Origin of the sequence: Streptomyces sp. NPDC102274 (assembly GCF_044766385.1) — a bacterium.
In the GTDB taxonomy this organism is placed as follows: domain Bacteria; phylum Actinomycetota; class Actinomycetes; order Streptomycetales; family Streptomycetaceae; genus Streptomyces.
Genome location: NZ_JBIWLW010000002.1, coordinates 399570 through 415720 on the forward strand (window position 1 = coordinate 399570; position 16151 = coordinate 415720).

Here is a 16151-nt window from a genome sequence, read left to right on the forward strand (position 1 = left end):
AGCCACACACGCGGACGTGAGCAGCCACACACGCGGACGGGCGGCGCACCCTTCGCGGGGTACGCCGCCCGTCATCCGCCTGTCATCAGCCCGGCGGCCGGCCGGTCACACGCGCGGGCGCGCGGCCGGTGCAGCGGTCAGTGCCTGGTCAGTGCGCGCCACCCTGGGCCTCAAGTCGCTTGTACGAGGCCTCGATCTCGGCCTCGGCCTCGGCGCGGCCGACCCAGTCGGCGCCCTCGACGGACTTGCCGGGCTCCAGGTCCTTGTAGACCTCGAAGAAGTGCTGGATCTCCAGGCGGTCGAACTCCGAGACGTGGTGGATGTCGCGCAGGTGCTCCACCCGGGGGTCGGACGCCGGGACGCACAGCAGCTTGTCGTCCCCGCCGGCCTCGTCCGTCATCCGGAACATGCCGATGGCACGGCACTTGATGAGGCAGCCCGGGAAGGTCGGCTCGTCCAGGATGACCAGCGCGTCCAGCGGGTCGCCGTCCTCGCCGAGGGTGTTCTCGACGAACCCGTAGTCGGCCGGGTAGCTGGTCGAGGTGAAGAGACGACGGTCCAGACGGATCCGACCGGTCTCGTGGTCCACCTCGTACTTGTTCCGCGAACCCTTAGGGATCTCGATGGTGACGTCGAACTCCACGGGTGGCTCCTCCATGATCAACACATTTGTCAGTGGTGCTGCGTCTTCACGCAGGAGACCCCCCGTACGGGAGCGGACAGAGGGCCCACTCCTGGCCGGGGTGCCATGCTCGTCGCGAGGCGCAGTGATTAAGTGTCCCCCACGCAGCAGTGTGATCGCGAAAGGGGCTGGTCAACCATGCTTGAGCCGAAAGTGTGGCAGCTCACGGCGGGTTCCGTCGTGGTCGGCATGGCGCTCGCCGCCGTGGCGGTGGCCGCGGCCGGTCCCTGGGACTCCGGTCAGCGTAGGGCCGAGCGGGAGTGGGCGGTCGCGCAGAGCCGTACGGGTGGCGCACATCACGGCCCGAACGCCCCGCGTACACCCGCGCCCGCCCCCAGCGCCCCCGGCGTACTGTCCGCGCTCTCCGCACCCGGTACCGAGCCCCCGAATGCCGGAACGGCGTCCGTGGATCTCAAGAAGAAGCTCGGACCGCTCCTCGACGACCCCGCGCTCGGTTCGGCGCGGTCGGCGTCCGTCATCGACGCCACAACCGGTGAACCGCTGTACGGGAGGGCGGCCGGCACCCCGATGACCCCGGCCTCCACGGTCAAGATCGCGACGATGGCCGCCGCGCTCTCCGCGCTCGGCCCCGACCACCGCATCGCCACCACGGTGACGTCCACCGCGGACGCCCGGCGGATCACCCTGGTCGGCGGCGGCGACGCCACCCTCGGCCGGGCAGGACTGAGCGCCCTCGCCGACGACACCGCCCGCGCGCTGCGCGACCGGGGCGTCACCAAGGTCGACTTCCGCTACGACACCTCCCTCTACTCCGGCCGCCGGGAGCACCCGATCGGGCCCAACGACAACATCGCCCCCGTCGTCGCCCTGATGGCCGACCAGGGCCGGCTGAACACGTCCCGCAGCGGGCCCGCTCCCCGCAGCGGCAACCCGGCGGGTGACGCCGCCCGCGTCTTCGCCGAGCTGCTGCGCGACCGCGGCATCCGCACCTCGGCCGCGCCCGAGCCCGGCAAGTCGCCCAAGGGCTCGAAGACCGTCGCCAGGACCTACTCCCGTCCGCTCTCCGATCTCGTCGAACGCGCGCTGACCGAGAGCGACAACGACATCGCCGAGTCCCTGGCCCGGCAGACCGCCGTCGCGGCGGGTGAACCCGCGAGCTTCGAGGGCGCGGGCCGGGCCGTCGGCGCCGAACTCAGGAAGCTCGGACTGCCGGTCACCGGCGCCCGCTTCGCCGACGGCAGCGGCCTGAACCGCCAGAACAAGGTCAGCGCCGGCCTGCTCACCGCGCTGCTGGCCCGCGCGGCCGACCCCGCGCGCCCCGAGCTGCGCCCCGTGCTCACGGGGCTGCCGGTCGCCGGGTTCAACGGCACCCTCCGCAGCCGGTACGCGGACGCCGGGCCCGCCGCCGGACTCATCCGCGCCAAGACCGGCACGCTCACCGGGGTGAACGCCCTGGCGGGTACGGTCGTCGACGCCCGGGGCCGGCTGCTGGCCTTCGCCTTCATGGCGGGCTCCACCCCCGCCCCCGGCAGCGCCCAGCGGGCCCTGGACCGGCTCTCCGCGGCCCTGGTCCCGTAACGAGCGCCCCCGCCGGCCCGCTCCGGCCCCGCCCCGACGGCCCTCAGGGGGCCCGACGCGCCCCCTGAGGTTCTGTCCGGTCGATCTTCATGGATCAGTCTGCGGCGTCTGGTGCGGTGCATCGCAAGGCGGAGGATCGTCGTTGTGGATGGCCCGGCCGTACGTGGACGAATCCGACAACGCGGCGAGGTGCCGTGCCAGGCGTCGCGGGCCCACGAAGATCGGCCGGACAGGACCTAAGGGCCCGGTTAGGGGAAGAACCGGGCCACCCACACCCCACCGCTCCCCGGGCCGAGCACGTACGGTTGACGCATGACGAGCATCGGTGGTGCCCAGATGGTCGACTGGAATCTCGCGGTGGCGACCGCGACCCGCCTCGTGCGGCCGGGACCGGAAGTGACCCGGGACGAGGCGCGAGAGATCGTCGCCGAGCTTCGGCGGCACGCGAAGTCCTCGGAGGAGCACGTCCGCGCGTACACGCGCATGGTTCCCGACGGTCACGAGCCGCCCGACACCCCCGTCCTGGTCGTCGACCGGACCGGCTGGGTCAAGGCGAACGTCGCCGGATTCCGCGAGCTGCTCAAGCCCCTCCTGTCGAAGATGCAGGAACGCCGCCCCGGCGGACCCGGCGGCGCCGTGCTCGGTGCGGTCGGCGGCAAGGTGACCGGCGTGGAGCTGGGCATGCTGCTGTCGTTCATGTCGTCCCGCGTCCTCGGTCAGTACGAGACGTTCGCCCCCGCCACCCGCGACCTCCCCGCCGCCGCGAACGGCGGCGGCCGGCTGCTGCTCGTGGCCCCCAACATCGTCCACGTCGAACGCGAACTGGACGTGGAACCACACGACTTCAGGCTCTGGGTGGCCCTCCACGAGGAGACCCACCGCACCCAGTTCACCGGCGTGCCCTGGCTGCGCGACCACCTCCAGGGCGAGATCCAGTCATTCCTCGACCAGACCGAGGTCGACCCGATGACCCTCCTCGAACGGCTCCGCGAGGCCGCGCAGTCGCTCGCCGGCGGGCGCCCGGAGGGCGAGGAGAACGAGGACGGCCGCAGCATCGTCGAGCTGGTGCAGACCCCCGGTCAGCGCGAGATCCTCGGTCGGCTCACCGCCGTGATGTCCCTGCTCGAAGGCCACGCCGACTTCGTGATGGACGGCGTAGGACCGGCCGTCGTGCCGTCGGTCGCCGAGATCCGCGAGAAGTTCCAGCAGCGCAGGGCCCGCGGCGCCGGCCGCCTCGACCAGGCGCTGCGCAAACTGCTCGGCCTCGACGCCAAGCTGCGCCAGTACCGGGACGGGGAGCGGTTCGTACGGGCCGTGGTCGAGGAGACCGGCATGGATGGCTTCAACCGGGTCTGGACCTCGCCGAACACCCTCCCCACCAAGGCGGAGATCGCTAAACCGGCGGACTGGATCGCACGGGTGCACCGCAGGGCGGACTCCTGAGACGGGCGCGTCTCACGGCAGAAGTACGCCTCAGGTATCACCCATCCGAGGGACCGTGGGTGAGGGATAGGCGTGCAATGCTCGGGTAATGGCTCGGTTCTGTCACCATCGACGCACTCTGAGTGACGCTCTCCGTCCTTACTCCGACCGAGGCACCCCCCAAATAACATCACGAAGGGCACCGGATATGGGTCCCCATCCTGCGGTCGCGGCGATACGCCTGGCGGTCCGCCGCGTACTCCACGACGTCCTCACCGACCGGGCGGACAACTTCTCCGCAGTCCCGTCCGTCCCCACCGGCGAGCAGCCGCTCGTGCTCGTCGCCTGCTCCGGCGGCGCCGACTCCATGGCGCTCGCCTCCGCCCTCGCCTTCGAGGCCCCCAAACTTTCCGTCCGCGCCGGAGCCGTCACCGTCGATCACGGACTCCAGGCCGGCTCCGCCCTCCGCGCCGCCGAAGTCGTCACCCGACTCCGTGCCATGCGCCTCGACCCCGTCGAATCCGTCGCCGTGACCGTCGGCCGGGAGGGCGGGCCGGAGGCGGCCGCCCGCGACGCCCGCTACGCCGCGCTCGACGCCGCCGCGGAGCGCCACCGCGCCGCCGCCGTCCTGCTCGGCCACACCCGCGACGACCAGGCCGAGACCGTACTGCTCGGGCTCGCCCGCGGCTCCGGCACGCGCTCGCTGTCCGGGATGGCCGCCGTCTCCGGGGCGGCCGGTCGCTACCGGCGCCCCTTCCTCCAGCTCGACCGGCAGACCGCCCGCAAGGCCTGCCTCGTCCAGTCGATCCCCGTCTGGGACGACCCCCACAACACCGACCCCGCGTACACCCGTTCACGACTGCGCCACGAAGGACTGCCGGCCCTGGAGAAGGCGCTCGGCAAGGGCGTCGTCGAGGCCCTGGCCCGTACGGCACAGCTCTCCCGCGACGACGCCGACGCCCTGGACACCTGGGCGGCCACCGTCGAGGAGTCCGTACGGGACGATTCCGGGCAGCTGCGGTGCGCCAAGCTGTACGTCCTCCCGGCCGCCGTCCGCCGCCGCGTGCTGCGCCGCGCGGTCATCGCCGCGGGTGCCCCCGCGGGTTCGCTGTTCGCCCGTCACATCGAAGAGGTCGACCGCCTGATCACCGGCTGGCGCGGCCAGGGAGCCATCAACCTGCCCGGCCGCGTGGAGGCCCGGAGGCAGGGTGGCAGACTGGTCATCCGGCAGGGCTGAAGCGCTGATGCACTTACGGCTGTGTCTCCCGGGCCGCCAGTGCTTTGGCCCCGGACCCCCGGCCGACGACGAAAGTGATGCGGGTGGACGACAAGGACATGGGCTCCGACCTCCAGTCGGTGCTCATTACCAAGGAAGAGATCGACGCGAAGCTGGCCGAACTGGCCGCGAAGATCGACGCGGATTACGCGGGCAGGGACCTGCTTCTCGTCGGAGTCCTCAAGGGCGCCGTGATGGTCATGGCGGACCTGGCGCGGGCGCTGTCCACCCCCGTGACGATGGACTGGATGGCCGTCTCCTCGTACGGGGCGGGCACACAGTCCTCCGGCGTGGTCCGGATCCTCAAGGACCTGGACACCGACATCAAGGGCAAGCACGTACTGATCGTCGAGGACATCATCGACTCGGGTCTGACCCTGTCGTGGCTGCTCTCCAACCTCGGTTCGCGGGAGCCGGCGTCGCTCGAAGTCTGCACGCTGCTCCGTAAGCCGGATGCCGCAAAGGTCGCGATCGACGTCAAATGGATCGGCTTTGACATTCCCAATGAGTTTGTCGTGGGATATGGCCTGGATTACTCGGAAAAGTACCGCAACATGCCTTTCGTCGGGACGCTCGCTCCACATGTCTACGGCGGTTAGAGCGCGCCTCGGCGCACCTGAGCGCTCCGAAGAGCGGCGAAGTTCCAGGGAAAGGCTTCGCCGCAGCCGGGAACCCCAGACCCCCTCACGCCGTTGGAGCATGGGAAGACGGGTTTGCCAGCCGTCCCGTGCGGTCGCGGGCCACAATGCTGGGGTACCGTCCGAAGAACAGTCTTTTCTCACAGCAGCATTTACCTACGGGCAGGAGGGACGGGGCGACTTCGCTCCGTATGGATGGACGTGAAGCGATACTTCCGTGGGCCGGTCATGTGGATCGTGCTGGCCGTCCTCGCCGTGGTCGTGTTGATGCAGGTCGTCGGCTCGTCGGGCGGCTACAAGACGGTGGACACCGGTCAGGTCGTCCAGGCGATCGACAAGAACCAGGCCGAGCAGGTCAGACTGACCACCGGCGACGAACAGATCATCAAGGTCGACCTCAAAAACGGCCAGAAGATCAACGGCAGCGACAAGATCCAGGCGAGCTATATCGGCAGCCAGGGTTCGACGCTGGCCAAGACGCTCCAGACCAAGTTCCAGAGCGGCGACATCACCAAGGGCTATACGGTCTCGCCGTCGAAGCAGAGCCCGTTCGTATCGGTGCTGCTCTCGCTGCTTCCCTTTGTCCTGATTGTCGTGGTCTTCCTCTTCCTGATGAATCAGATGCAGGGCGGCGGCTCCCGCGTCATGCAGTTCGGGAAGTCCAAGGCCAAGCTGATCACCAAGGACACCCCGAAGACGACCTTCGCCGATGTGGCGGGGTCCGACGAGGCGGTCGAGGAGCTCCACGAGATCAAGGAGTTCCTCCAGGAGCCGGCGAAGTTCCAGGCCGTCGGCGCCAAGATCCCGAAGGGCGTGCTGCTCTACGGCCCGCCCGGTACGGGCAAGACGCTGCTCGCCCGCGCGGTCGCGGGTGAGGCCGGGGTGCCGTTCTACTCGATCTCCGGTTCCGACTTCGTCGAGATGTTCGTCGGTGTCGGCGCCTCGCGTGTGCGTGACCTTTTCGAGCAGGCCAAGGCGAACGCCCCGGCGATCGTCTTCGTCGACGAGATCGACGCCGTCGGCCGGCACCGCGGCGCGGGTCTCGGCGGTGGCCACGACGAGCGCGAGCAGACGCTGAACCAGCTGCTCGTGGAGATGGACGGCTTCGACGTGAAGGGCGGCGTCATCCTGATCGCCGCCACGAACCGGCCCGACATCCTCGACCCCGCGCTGCTGCGCCCGGGCCGCTTCGACCGGCAGATCGCCGTCGACCGCCCGGACATGCAGGGCCGGCTGGAGATCCTGAAGGTCCACCAGAAGGGCAAGCCGGTCGCCCCGGACGTCGATCTGGGCGCTGTCGCCCGTCGTACGCCCGGCTTCACCGGCGCGGATCTGGCGAACGTGCTGAACGAAGCGGCGCTCCTGACGGCGCGCAGCGACAAGAAGCTGGTCGACAACCACTCCCTGGACGAGGCGATCGACCGCGTCGTGGCGGGCCCTCAGAAGCGGACCCGGATCATGTCCGAGAAGGAGAAGAAGATCACCGCGTACCACGAGGGCGGTCACGCCCTGGTCGCCGCGGCGTCTCCGAACTCCGACCCGGTACACAAGATCACGATCCTGTCGCGCGGCCGGGCCCTGGGCTACACCATGGTCCTGCCCGACGAGGACAAGTACTCGACCACGCGCAACGAGATGCTGGACCAGCTCGCCTACATGATGGGCGGGCGCGCGGCCGAGGAGCTCGTCTTCCACGACCCGACGACGGGCGCGGCCAACGACATCGAGAAGGCCACGGCCACGGCTCGGGCGATGGTCACGCAGTACGGCATGACCGAGCGGCTCGGCGCGATCAAGTTCGGCGGCGACAACACCGAACCGTTCCTCGGCCGGGAGATGGCGCATCAGCGCGATTACTCGGAAGAGGTCGCGGCGCTGGTCGACGAAGAGGTCAAGAAGCTCATCGAGACCGCGCACAACGAGGCGTGGGAAATTCTCGTCGAGAACCGCGACGTGCTCGACAATCTGGTCCTGGCGCTCCTGGAGAAGGAGACGCTGAACAAGGAACAGATCGCCGAGGTCTTCTCGACCATCGTGAAGCGCCCGTCCCGTCCGGCGTGGACCGGCTCGTCGCGTCGTACACCCTCGACGCGGCCGCCGGTGCTCTCTCCCAAGGAGCTCGCGCTGACCAATGGCGCCTCGGGTTCGAACGGCGGGATGCCCGCGGTGACGAGCGGCGAGACGCCCAACGAGGCGGTCCCCGAGGACCGTCCCGAGAGCTGATCCCGGGCGCCGCACCTGGCCCGGAATGGATGCCGCGCCCCCCAGGTTTTAGCCTGTGGGGGCGCGGTATTCGTTTGCCCGCCCACAGGACGGCACAGGAACGAGGCACACATGACCGACCCGGTGATGCTGGACGGGGAGAGCCCCATCCGCGAATTCGACGAGAAGCGGGCCGAGAATGCCGTGCGTGAACTGCTGATCGCGGTCGGGGAGGACCCGGACCGCGAGGGGCTGAGGGCGACCCCAGGCCGGGTGGCGCGGGCGTACCGGGAGATATTCGCGGGGCTCTGGCAGACACCTGAAGAGGTGCTGACCACGACGTTCGACCTCGGTCATGACGAGATGGTCCTGGTGAAGGACATCGAAGTGATGTCTTCATGTGAACATCATCTTGTGCCATTTGTCGGGGTGGCTCATGTCGGTTATATCCCGTCCTCCGACGGGAAGATCACCGGGCTCTCCAAGCTGGCCAGGCTGGTGGATGTCTTCGCCCGCCGGCCGCAGGTCCAGGAACGACTGACCACGCAGATCGCCGATTCACTGATGGAGATCCTGGACCCGCGCGGGGTGATCGTGGTCGTCGAGTGCGAGCACATGTGCATGACCATGCGGGGCGTACGGAAGCCGGGTGCCAAGACGATCACTTCGGCGGTCCGCGGCCAGCTGCGAGTTCCGGCCACCCGCGCGGAGGCGATGAGCCTGATAATGGCGCGCTGACCCGGCCGTCCGTGCGAGGACGCGCGAGCCCGCGCCTGTTCAGGCGGCCGCGCCCGTTCAGGAGGCCGGGCCCGCCGGGGCGGTGCCGTTCTTGTCGTCGTGGTCTTCCGGGAGTTTGCAGACCCGCTCCAGGAAGAAGGCCGCGATGATCACCGCGAGGCCCGCCAGCACGGAGAAGGCCGCGTAGATGGCCTGGTCGCGGCGGGCGGGGATGTCGAGGGAGCCGAGCAGGAAAACGCCCGTGCCGCCGTACATGCCGGAGACGAGGGCCGCGACCAGGGCGCTGGCCTGGCCGAAGACGACCGCGCGGGCCGCCATCAGCGGGTTCACGCCCTGCGCGCCGGGGCGGCGCTCCCGCTGGGCCTTCAGCCGGGCGCGCAGCGAGAGGGCCGTGGCGGTCAGGACGACCGCGATCACCGCGAGCACGATCGGCGCCGCGAGAGGGACGCTCGGCAGCGTGCCGAAGGAGTCCCACAGACGGGCGGCGCCCCAGGAGAGCACGCCCGCCACCACGAACAGGCCGGCGAGGACGCCGATCCGCAACTGCTTCACCGAGAAAGCCCTTCGCCTCGCTGTACCGACCCTCGCCGTGCTGACACGCGCCGCACCGGTTTTCGCCGTACCGGCCCCGCCGAGCCTAACCATTAGTCGGGCAGGCGGAGTTCCAGATCGGTCCGGGTCTGGACACCGCCGCGGCCGACGTCCGCCAGCAGTTCGGCGACCGGGCCATGGCCCGGGACCTGCGCTTCCGGGTCCACGTCGTGCCACGGGGCGAGGACGAAGGCGCGTTCATGGACCCTGGGGTGGGGGAGGGTGAGCCGCGGGTCGTCCGAGACGACGTCCGCGTACGCCACGATGTCCACGTCGATGGTGCGCGGCCCCCAGCGCTCCTCGTGGACCCGGTCGAAGGCTTCCTCGATGGCCTGGCCGCGCTCCAGCAGCGAGGACGGCGGCAGCGTCGTCTTGATCACGACGACCGCGTTGAAGTAGGACGGCTGGGAACCGGGCTCGACGCCCCAGGGCTCGGTCTCGTACACCGGGGAGACCGCCTTGACCCGCAGCCCCGGGGTGTCCTCCAGCGCGTCGATGGCGCCCTGGATCGTCTCCAGACGGTTGCCGAGGTTGGAGCCGAGGGAGACCACGGCGCGTTTCGGGTTGGACAGCGTGCTGTCCGCGGCGTCGACCTGCGCGACCACGGAGGCGGGCACCGGCTGTACGGTCGGGTCGCCCTGGGGACCGTTGGCGGAAAACACACTCATACTCGGCTCCGGGTGATGGTGATGGTCACATCGTCGAAGGGGACGGTGATCGGGGCGTCCGGTTTGTGCACGACTACCTCGACCTCCTGGACGCCGTCGTGTTTCAGACACTGCTGGGCGATCCGTTCCGCCAGCGTCTCGATCAGGTCGACCGGCTCTCCCTGGACGACCTCCACGACCTCTTCGGCCACGATGCCGTAGTGCACGGTCTTCGCCAGGTCGTCGTCGGCAGCCGCGGGGCGGGTGTCGAGGCCGAGCATCAGATCCACGATGAAGGTCTGGCCCTCCTCGCGCTCCCGGGGGAAGACGCCATGATGCCCACGGGCCTTGAGGCCGCGCAGCGCGACACGATCCACACGAATCACTCCTGCTGTCGTTGGTCGTCGGGGCACTCGGCCGGGTGCGGGCGGCGCGGTGCCCTTGTTTGAATCTACCCGCGGGCACGGACAGTGCTCCCGTGCGGGGGTGAGGGACAGGTGTGGGATTGCCCGGCAGCCGCCCCTGCCCGGGCCCGCCGATCGGCCCGCAGGAGCTGCCCACCCATTTATGCGGGTGTCTCGTCGTCCGTTTCCTCATCGGTCTCGGCCAGAACCGGTGAGCCGTGGTGTGACCAGATTTTCCACCCTTCGGGTGTGCGGCGGAAGACGTTGGTGGCGACGACCAGCTGGCCGACGAGTGGTCCGAGCTCGCCGCTCTCCTCGGCGGGGCCGCCGCTGAGGATGTTCTCCGTGCAGGTCACGAGGGCGGTGTCGGCGCTGACCGACACCACGACATCGGTCAGGAAGAACTGGATGTACTCGGTGTTCGCCATGATCAGCGCGTACGAGCGGAGCACCTCACCGCGGCCGGTGAGTACCGGCCAGCCCGGGTGGACGCAGGAGATCCCGTCGTCGCCGCCGTCCAGCCAGAGCGCGGACAGCACGTCGAAGTCGCCGCGCTCCATGGCCTCGTAGAACGTGGTGTTGGCCACCTCGACCTGTTCGATGTCCGTCCGCGCGGTCACTGGGCTCCTTCGACGGCGCGGGCGACCCGTACCGCGTCGGCGGTCGCCCGTACCTCATGGACGCGGACCGCCCAGGCGTTCTGGTGGGCGGCGATCGCGGAGACGGCGGCGGTGGCGGCGTCGCGCTCACGGGCGGGCGGCGGGGAGCCCTCGCCGCCGGCGAGGACATGCCCGAGGAAGCGTTTACGGGAGGCCGCGACCAGAAGCGGCCGGCCCAGAGCGCGCAGTTCGGTGAGGTGCGCGAGGAGCGCGAGGTCGTGCTCGGCCTGTTTGGCGAAGCCGAGACCGGGATCGATGACGAGCCGCTCGGGGGCGACGCCTGCGGCTATCACCGCGTCCATCCGCGCGCGCAGTTCGGCGACGACCTCCGCGACGACGTCCGTGTAGACGGCGCGGCTGTTCATCCGCTCGCTGAAGCCGCGCCAGTGCATCACCACGAAGGGCACGCCCGCGGCGGCGACGGCGGGGACCATGGCCGGGTCCGCGAGTCCGCCGCTGACGTCATTGACCAGCGCGGCGCCGGCGGCGACCGCCTGCTCGGCGACGGAGGCGCACATGGTGTCGACGGAGACGGTGACGCCTTCGGCCGCCAGGCCCCGTACGACGGGGATCACGCGCCTGAGCTCCTCGTCCTCGTCGACGCGGGTGGCGCCGGGCCTGGTCGACTCGCCGCCGACGTCCACCAGGTCCGCGCCCTCGGCGACAAGATCGAGGCCGTGCTTGATGGCGGCGGTGGTGTCGAACCAGCGGCCACCGTCGGAGAAGGAGTCGGGCGTCACATTGACGACCCCCATCACCGCACAGCGGTCCCACTCCGGCAGCCCCTCGACCGTGCCCCGCGCGCGCAACGTACTCATACGCCCACCCTAGGGGGTCTCCCCGGGGGTGGGCCGCCCGGCCGGATCCGCTCGACGGGCGTGTGACGGGCGCTGGACCGGGCCTCTTCCACCGGACAGGGGCTGCTCCCCTCGGGCGGACGGCGCTACTTTGAAGACACGCCCTAGGCCGTACGGACCTCGTGGTCGGGCGGGTTTCCGAGGTCGTGGACGCAGGGGTGGCGGTCGCGGGCGAGGCGGCGCAGGGGGCGCGGCAGCGAGAGGGTGACGAAGCCCTCGGCCCGCATCGCGGCGAAGCCGATCCTGGGCAGTTCGCCGGTGCTGCGAAAGACCACGTAGCGCGGTTCCCAGCGCGGCTGGAACTTGGCGTTGAAGCGGTACAGCGACTCGATCTGGAACCAGCGGGAGAGAAATACCAACAGCCCCCGCCAGCCGCGCAGTACCGGTCCCGCGCCCAGCCGTTCGCCGCGGGCGAGCGCCGAGCGGAACATCGCGAAATTGAGGGAGATCCGCTCCACCCCGAGCGTGGGGGCGGCGTGCAGCGAGGCGACGATCAGCAGTTCGTTCATGCCGGGGTCGGCGGCGCGGTCGCGGCGCATCAGGTCCAGGGACATCCCGTCCGTACCCCATGGGACGAAGTGGAGGACGGCCTTCAGGTCGCCGTACGGGCCGGTCGCGTCCTCGCCGGGCCCGTGGGCCGTGGCGATCACGGAGTCGCCGTCCGCGGGGTCGCCGATCCGGCCGAGGGCCATGGAGAAGCCGCGTTCCGTGTCGGTGCCGCGCCAGTCGTCGGCGGCGCGGCGGATCCGGGCCAGCTCGCCGTCGGAGAGATCACGGACCCGCCGTACCCGCGTTGCGTAGCCGGCGCGCTCGATGCGCTTCACCATCTGGCGTACGTTCCGCATGGAGCGTCCGTGCAGGGAGAAATCCGGCACGTCCACCACCGCCTCGTCGCCGAGCTCCAGCGCGCCGAGTCCGGTCTCGCGGGTCCAGACCTCGCCGCCCGTCTCGCTGCAGCCCATGACGGCGGGGGTCCAGGAGTGGGCCTTGGCCTCGTCCATGAAGCGTTCGATGGCGCCGGGCCAGGCCTCGACATCGCCGATCGGGTCGCCGCTGGCGAGCATCACCCCGGAGACGACGCGGTAGCAGACGGCGGCCTTGCCGCTGGGGGAGAAGACCACGCCCTTGTCGCGGCGGAGCGCGAAGTGGCCGAGGGAGTCACGGCCGCCGTGCCGGGCGAGCAGGGCGCGCAGCCGCTGTTCGTCGTCCTCGGTGAGGCGGGCGGCGGGGTGTTCGGGGCGGAAGGCGAGATAGCCCGTGGTGAGGGCGGTGAGCAGCCCGAGCGCGCCGAGGGAGTCGCCGACGGTGCCGCTCACGATGCCGTTGTAGTCGATGGGTCCGTCGAGGCCGAACAGGCCGTACAGCACATGTTCGAGCCGTTCGGCCAGGCCGGGGTTGCCGACGGTGCGGCGCGGATGGACGCTGACGATGATCAGCCCCAGGCCGATGGAGCCCGCGCCCATCAGGAAGAAGTTGGCCAGCGCCTTCCAGCGGCTGCGCGGGTCGGGCAGGGCGGCGAACTCTCCGCGGTGGCGCAGCAGCAGGGTGAGCAGCACCACCGAGAGGAGGACTCCGACGAGTGAGTGCCGGTAGCCGAACTGCGCGACGGCGCCCGCGGGGAGCAGGACGACGGCGGCCCGCCAGGCGCGCCGCTTACGGCGTTTCAGGCCGTGTGCGAGCACCAGCAGGAGTACGCCGGCGCTGATGGAGAGCGCGGCGGACAGAGGGCCGAGCGCCCCCGGCAGCACCTCGGCGAAGGTGTGCATCCGGCTGTGGCGGAAGCGGGGGAAGACCCCGGCGGCGATGTCCAGCAACCCGACGAGGGTGCAGGCGGTGCCGACCAGCGTGGGGACGGTTTCGGGGCGCGGGCCGCGGAAGAGTCGGCGGGTCCGCCGGAACAAACGGCGTGTCAGTGGCTTGGGGGGTATGGCCGTGCTGTGCTGTGACCGATCCGGAACCGATCCTGATTTATCCCCATCCAGCGTCACAGACATCGCTTCCCGTGGTTCCGCGAGAGAGTGTGGTGCCCGTGTCCGCTTCTTCTTCGCGGGCCGGACATTTTGCGACCTCTAGGACGGGGGTTTCGGGGGTCGGGTTCCTCTGCGTTTCGGAAAATCTCACAGGAGAAAGCTCGGTCGACATGGGTCTTACCAGTCGTAAAGTCCTGGCCTTGGCGGTCCTGCTGGCTGTTGCGCTGTTCGTCGTGACCATCTGGCTCTGGCCGCGGCTGTCGCGGAGTACGCCGCGTGTCGTGTTCGGCCGGGTCGGACTGCTGTTCGCCACGCAGGTGGCGGTGTTCATGGCGGTCGGTCTCGTCGCCAACAACTCCTTCCTCTTCTACGGTTCGTGGTCCGACCTGTTCGGGCGGAAGCAGGACCTGGGGGCGGTCGTCGACCACTCGGCCAGTGGCAGTCACGTGACGGTGATGGACACACAGCGGACGCCGACGCCGGGCGGTTCGGTGCCCTCGGCGGCCGGCCAGGTCCAGCGGATCGTCGTCAGCGGCCCGAAATCCGGGATCGACAGCACCGCGTATGTCTATCTCCCGCCCGAGTACTTCCGGCCGGGGTTCGTGCACCGGACCTTCCCGGTCGCCGTCGTGCTCACCGGCTATCCGGGGATGGCGGAGAACCTGATCAAGGGGCTGAACTATCCGAAGACCGCCTGGCAGCTGGCAAAGGACGGCAAGATGCAGCCGATGGTGCTGGTGATGCTGCGGCCGACCGTGGCGCCGCCGCGGGACACCGAGTGCGTGGACGTCCCCCGCGGGCCGCAGACCGAGACGTTCTTCGCCAAGGACCTGCCGCTGGCGGTGTCCCGGACGTACCGGGTCGGGCGCGACCCGAAGAGCTGGGGCATCATGGGCAATTCCACCGGCGGCTACTGCGCGCTGAAGATCGCCATGCACCATCCGGAGCGGTACTCCGTGGGCGTCGGGCTCTCGGCGTACTACAAGGCGCCCGTCGACCCGACCACCGGTGATCTCTTCCGGGGCGACAAGCAGCTGCGGAACCGCTCCGATCTGCTGTGGACCCTGGACAACCGGCCGCAGGGCAATGTGTCCCTCCTGGTCACCTCGTCCAAGAAGGGTGAGGGAAATCTCAAGGCCACACAGACCTTCATCAGCAAGGTCAAGGCGCCCTCGCACGTGTCGTCGATCATCCTCGACAGCGGCGGGCACAACTTCAACACCTGGCGCAGGGAGATCCCGCCGGCCCTGGAGTGGATGAGCGGGCGGCTCTACTCGAACTGACGCCCGCCGTCGTGGCGGTCCTCAGACGGAGGCGACCTTGCTGACCGTCTCCAACTCCACGTCCGTACGGGGGATGGCCTGCGCGTCGGCGTCGATCGACCGGCGCAGCGCCTCGTGCAGCCTGGCCGGTGTGAGGACCCCGAGGAAGCGCCCCGTCTCCTCCTTGTCGATCACCGCGATCCACCCCGCGTCGTGCTGGAGCATCGTGGCGAACGCCTGCTTCAGGGAGGCGCCGACCGGCAGCCATGCCTCCATCCGGCGGGCGTGCTCCCGTACGGTCCCGGAGGCGCCGGTCTGCTCGGTGGAGATCCAGCCGTGCAGGTTGTCGGCGGAGTCCAGGACGACGGCCCAGCGGGCGCCCTCCTCGGCGAGCTTCGCCGCGGCGCGCCCCAGCGGGTCGTCGAGATGGACGAGGGGCGGCTGTTCGAGGTCGCCCTCCTCGATGGAGGTGACGGAGAGCCGCTTCAGGCCGCGGTCCGCGCCGACGAAATCGGCGACGTACGGGGTGGCGGGCGTGCCGAGCACGGCGGCGGGGGCGTCGAACTGTTCGATCCTGCCCTGTCCGTAGACGGCGATTCGGTCGCCGAGCCGGACCGCTTCCTCGATGTCGTGCGTGACAAACAGCACAGTCTTGCGGACCGCCGCCTGGAGCTTGAGGAACTCGCTCTGGAGATGGTCGCGCACGACGGGGTCGACCGCGCCGAACGGTTCGTCCATGAGCAGAACGGGCGGGTCGGCCGCCAGGGCGCGGGCCACGCCGACGCGCTGGCGCTGGCCGCCGGAGAGCTGCTCGGGGTAGCGGTCACCGTAGACGGACGGGTCGAGTCCGACCAGGTCGAGGAGTTCGGCGGCGCGCTCACGGCCCTTGCCGCGCTGCCAGCCGAGCAGATGCGGGACGGTCGCGGTGTTCTCCAGAACCGTCTTGTGCGGGAAGAGGCCGACCTGCTGGATGACATAGCCGATACGGCGCCTGAGCTGGACCGGGTCGATGGCGGAAATGTCGTCCCCGTCGAGGAATATCCGACCCTCGGTCGGCTCGATGAGGCGGTTGACCATTTTCATGGTGGTGGTCTTGCCGCAGCCGGAAGGTCCGACGAGCGTGACCAGCTCGCCCTGGGGAACCTCGAAGGAGAGGTCGTCGACGGCGATCGTGCCGTCCGGGTACCGCTTGGTGACGTGCTCGAATCGGATCATGGTTCCCCATTGTGCGGCGTGTTGTGTGAAGGCCATGTTGCTGGAATGT

The 16151-nt window shown here is 69.9% G+C and carries 15 protein-coding genes; 7 read left to right on the plus strand and 8 right to left on the minus strand.

Annotated elements, in window-relative coordinates; all coding sequences use genetic code 11:
* Window positions 1–148 precede the first annotated feature (148 nt).
* Complete coding sequence (locus ACIRQP_RS04195; protein WP_003968257.1) at window positions 149–643, minus strand: inorganic diphosphatase; 495 nt, start codon at window positions 641–643, stop codon at window positions 149–151.
* A 177-nt stretch (window positions 644–820) separates the two neighbouring features.
* Between ACIRQP_RS04195 and dacB the strand changes: the two genes are divergently transcribed.
* The 6 genes from dacB (at window position 821) to folE (ending at window position 8497) form a co-directional block, all read left to right on the plus strand.
* Window positions 821–2221: a D-alanyl-D-alanine carboxypeptidase/D-alanyl-D-alanine-endopeptidase gene (dacB, locus tag ACIRQP_RS04200; RefSeq protein WP_403883081.1), complete on the plus strand. Its 1401-nt coding sequence runs from the start codon at window positions 821–823 to the stop codon at window positions 2219–2221.
* A gap of 312 nt (window positions 2222–2533) precedes the next feature.
* Window positions 2534–3664 (plus strand): zinc-dependent metalloprotease, encoded by a 1131-nt coding sequence (locus tag ACIRQP_RS04205; protein WP_403883084.1) that lies wholly within the window; start codon window positions 2534–2536, stop codon window positions 3662–3664.
* Window positions 3665–3851: 187 nt separating this feature from the next.
* On the plus strand, window positions 3852–4880 hold the full coding sequence (tilS, locus tag ACIRQP_RS04210) for a tRNA lysidine(34) synthetase TilS (RefSeq protein WP_403883087.1): 1029 nt from the start codon (window positions 3852–3854) through the stop codon (window positions 4878–4880).
* 77 nt (window positions 4881–4957) lie between these two features.
* A complete protein-coding gene (gene hpt, locus ACIRQP_RS04215; protein WP_403883090.1) occupies window positions 4958–5518 on the plus strand; it encodes a hypoxanthine phosphoribosyltransferase in 561 nt (186 codons plus the stop codon).
* A 234-nt stretch (window positions 5519–5752) separates the two neighbouring features.
* Window positions 5753–7780 (plus strand): ATP-dependent zinc metalloprotease FtsH, encoded by a 2028-nt coding sequence (gene ftsH, locus ACIRQP_RS04220; protein WP_403883093.1) that lies wholly within the window; start codon window positions 5753–5755, stop codon window positions 7778–7780.
* Between the two features lie 111 nt (window positions 7781–7891).
* Entirely contained in the window at window positions 7892–8497 is a 606-nt protein-coding gene (gene folE, locus ACIRQP_RS04225; protein WP_129770978.1) for a GTP cyclohydrolase I FolE, read from the plus strand.
* 57 nt (window positions 8498–8554) lie between these two features.
* Here folE and ACIRQP_RS04230 read toward each other — a convergent pair whose 3' ends face one another.
* The 6 genes from ACIRQP_RS04230 to ACIRQP_RS04255 form a co-directional block, all read right to left on the minus strand.
* Window positions 8555–9049: a DUF3180 domain-containing protein gene (locus ACIRQP_RS04230; protein ID WP_403883096.1), complete on the minus strand. Its 495-nt coding sequence runs from the start codon at window positions 9047–9049 to the stop codon at window positions 8555–8557.
* A 92-nt stretch (window positions 9050–9141) separates the two neighbouring features.
* A complete protein-coding gene (gene folK, locus ACIRQP_RS04235; protein ID WP_403883099.1) occupies window positions 9142–9756 on the minus strand; it encodes a 2-amino-4-hydroxy-6-hydroxymethyldihydropteridine diphosphokinase in 615 nt (204 codons plus the stop codon).
* The gene (gene folB, locus ACIRQP_RS04240; RefSeq protein ID WP_030354471.1) at window positions 9753–10112 is read right to left on the minus strand and encodes a dihydroneopterin aldolase; all 360 of its coding nucleotides are present in this window, start codon (window positions 10110–10112) and stop codon (window positions 9753–9755) included. Before folB ends, folK begins: the two co-directional genes overlap by 4 nt.
* Window positions 10113–10300: 188 nt before the next feature.
* A complete protein-coding gene (locus ACIRQP_RS04245; protein ID WP_403883307.1) occupies window positions 10301–10699 on the minus strand; it encodes a nuclear transport factor 2 family protein in 399 nt (132 codons plus the stop codon).
* Between the two features lie 56 nt (window positions 10700–10755).
* On the minus strand, window positions 10756–11616 hold the full coding sequence (folP, locus tag ACIRQP_RS04250) for a dihydropteroate synthase (protein WP_403883102.1): 861 nt from the start codon (window positions 11614–11616) through the stop codon (window positions 10756–10758).
* 143 nt (window positions 11617–11759) lie between these two features.
* Entirely contained in the window at window positions 11760–13649 is a 1890-nt protein-coding gene (locus tag ACIRQP_RS04255; RefSeq protein WP_403883105.1) for a phosphatidylglycerol lysyltransferase domain-containing protein, read from the minus strand.
* A gap of 146 nt (window positions 13650–13795) precedes the next feature.
* Here ACIRQP_RS04255 and ACIRQP_RS04260 point away from each other — a divergent pair, with 146 nt between their 5' ends.
* A complete protein-coding gene (locus tag ACIRQP_RS04260; protein WP_403883108.1) occupies window positions 13796–14908 on the plus strand; it encodes an alpha/beta hydrolase in 1113 nt (370 codons plus the stop codon).
* Window positions 14909–14929: 21 nt separating this feature from the next.
* Here ACIRQP_RS04260 and ACIRQP_RS04265 read toward each other — a convergent pair whose 3' ends face one another.
* The gene (locus ACIRQP_RS04265) at window positions 14930–16102 is read right to left on the minus strand and encodes an ABC transporter ATP-binding protein (protein WP_403883111.1); all 1173 of its coding nucleotides are present in this window, start codon (window positions 16100–16102) and stop codon (window positions 14930–14932) included.
* Between the last annotated feature and the right edge of the window lie 49 nt (window positions 16103–16151).

Bases quoted from the DNA above. Each gene is read 5' to 3' on its own strand.
- dacB (WP_403883081.1), top strand. From the start codon at position 821: ATGCTTGAGCCGAAAGTGTGGCAGCTCACGGCGGGTTCCGTCGTGGTC.
- ACIRQP_RS04205 (WP_403883084.1), top strand. From the start codon at position 2,534: ATGACGAGCATCGGTGGTGCCCAGATGGTCGACTGGAATCTCGCGGTG.
- tilS (WP_403883087.1), top strand. From the start codon at position 3,852: ATGGGTCCCCATCCTGCGGTCGCGGCGATACGCCTGGCGGTCCGCCGC.
- hpt (WP_403883090.1), top strand. From the start codon at position 4,958: ATGCGGGTGGACGACAAGGACATGGGCTCCGACCTCCAGTCGGTGCTC.
- ftsH (WP_403883093.1), top strand. From the start codon at position 5,753: ATGGACGTGAAGCGATACTTCCGTGGGCCGGTCATGTGGATCGTGCTG.
- folE (WP_129770978.1), top strand. From the start codon at position 7,892: ATGACCGACCCGGTGATGCTGGACGGGGAGAGCCCCATCCGCGAATTC.
- folK (WP_403883099.1), bottom strand. From the start codon at position 9,756: ATGAGTGTGTTTTCCGCCAACGGTCCCCAGGGCGACCCGACCGTACAG.
- ACIRQP_RS04245 (WP_403883307.1), bottom strand. From the start codon at position 10,699: ATGGAGCGCGGCGACTTCGACGTGCTGTCCGCGCTCTGGCTGGACGGC.
- folP (WP_403883102.1), bottom strand. From the start codon at position 11,616: ATGAGTACGTTGCGCGCGCGGGGCACGGTCGAGGGGCTGCCGGAGTGG.
- ACIRQP_RS04255 (WP_403883105.1), bottom strand. From the start codon at position 13,649: ATGTCTGTGACGCTGGATGGGGATAAATCAGGATCGGTTCCGGATCGG.
- ACIRQP_RS04260 (WP_403883108.1), top strand. From the start codon at position 13,796: ATGGGTCTTACCAGTCGTAAAGTCCTGGCCTTGGCGGTCCTGCTGGCT.
- ACIRQP_RS04265 (WP_403883111.1), bottom strand. From the start codon at position 16,102: ATGATCCGATTCGAGCACGTCACCAAGCGGTACCCGGACGGCACGATC.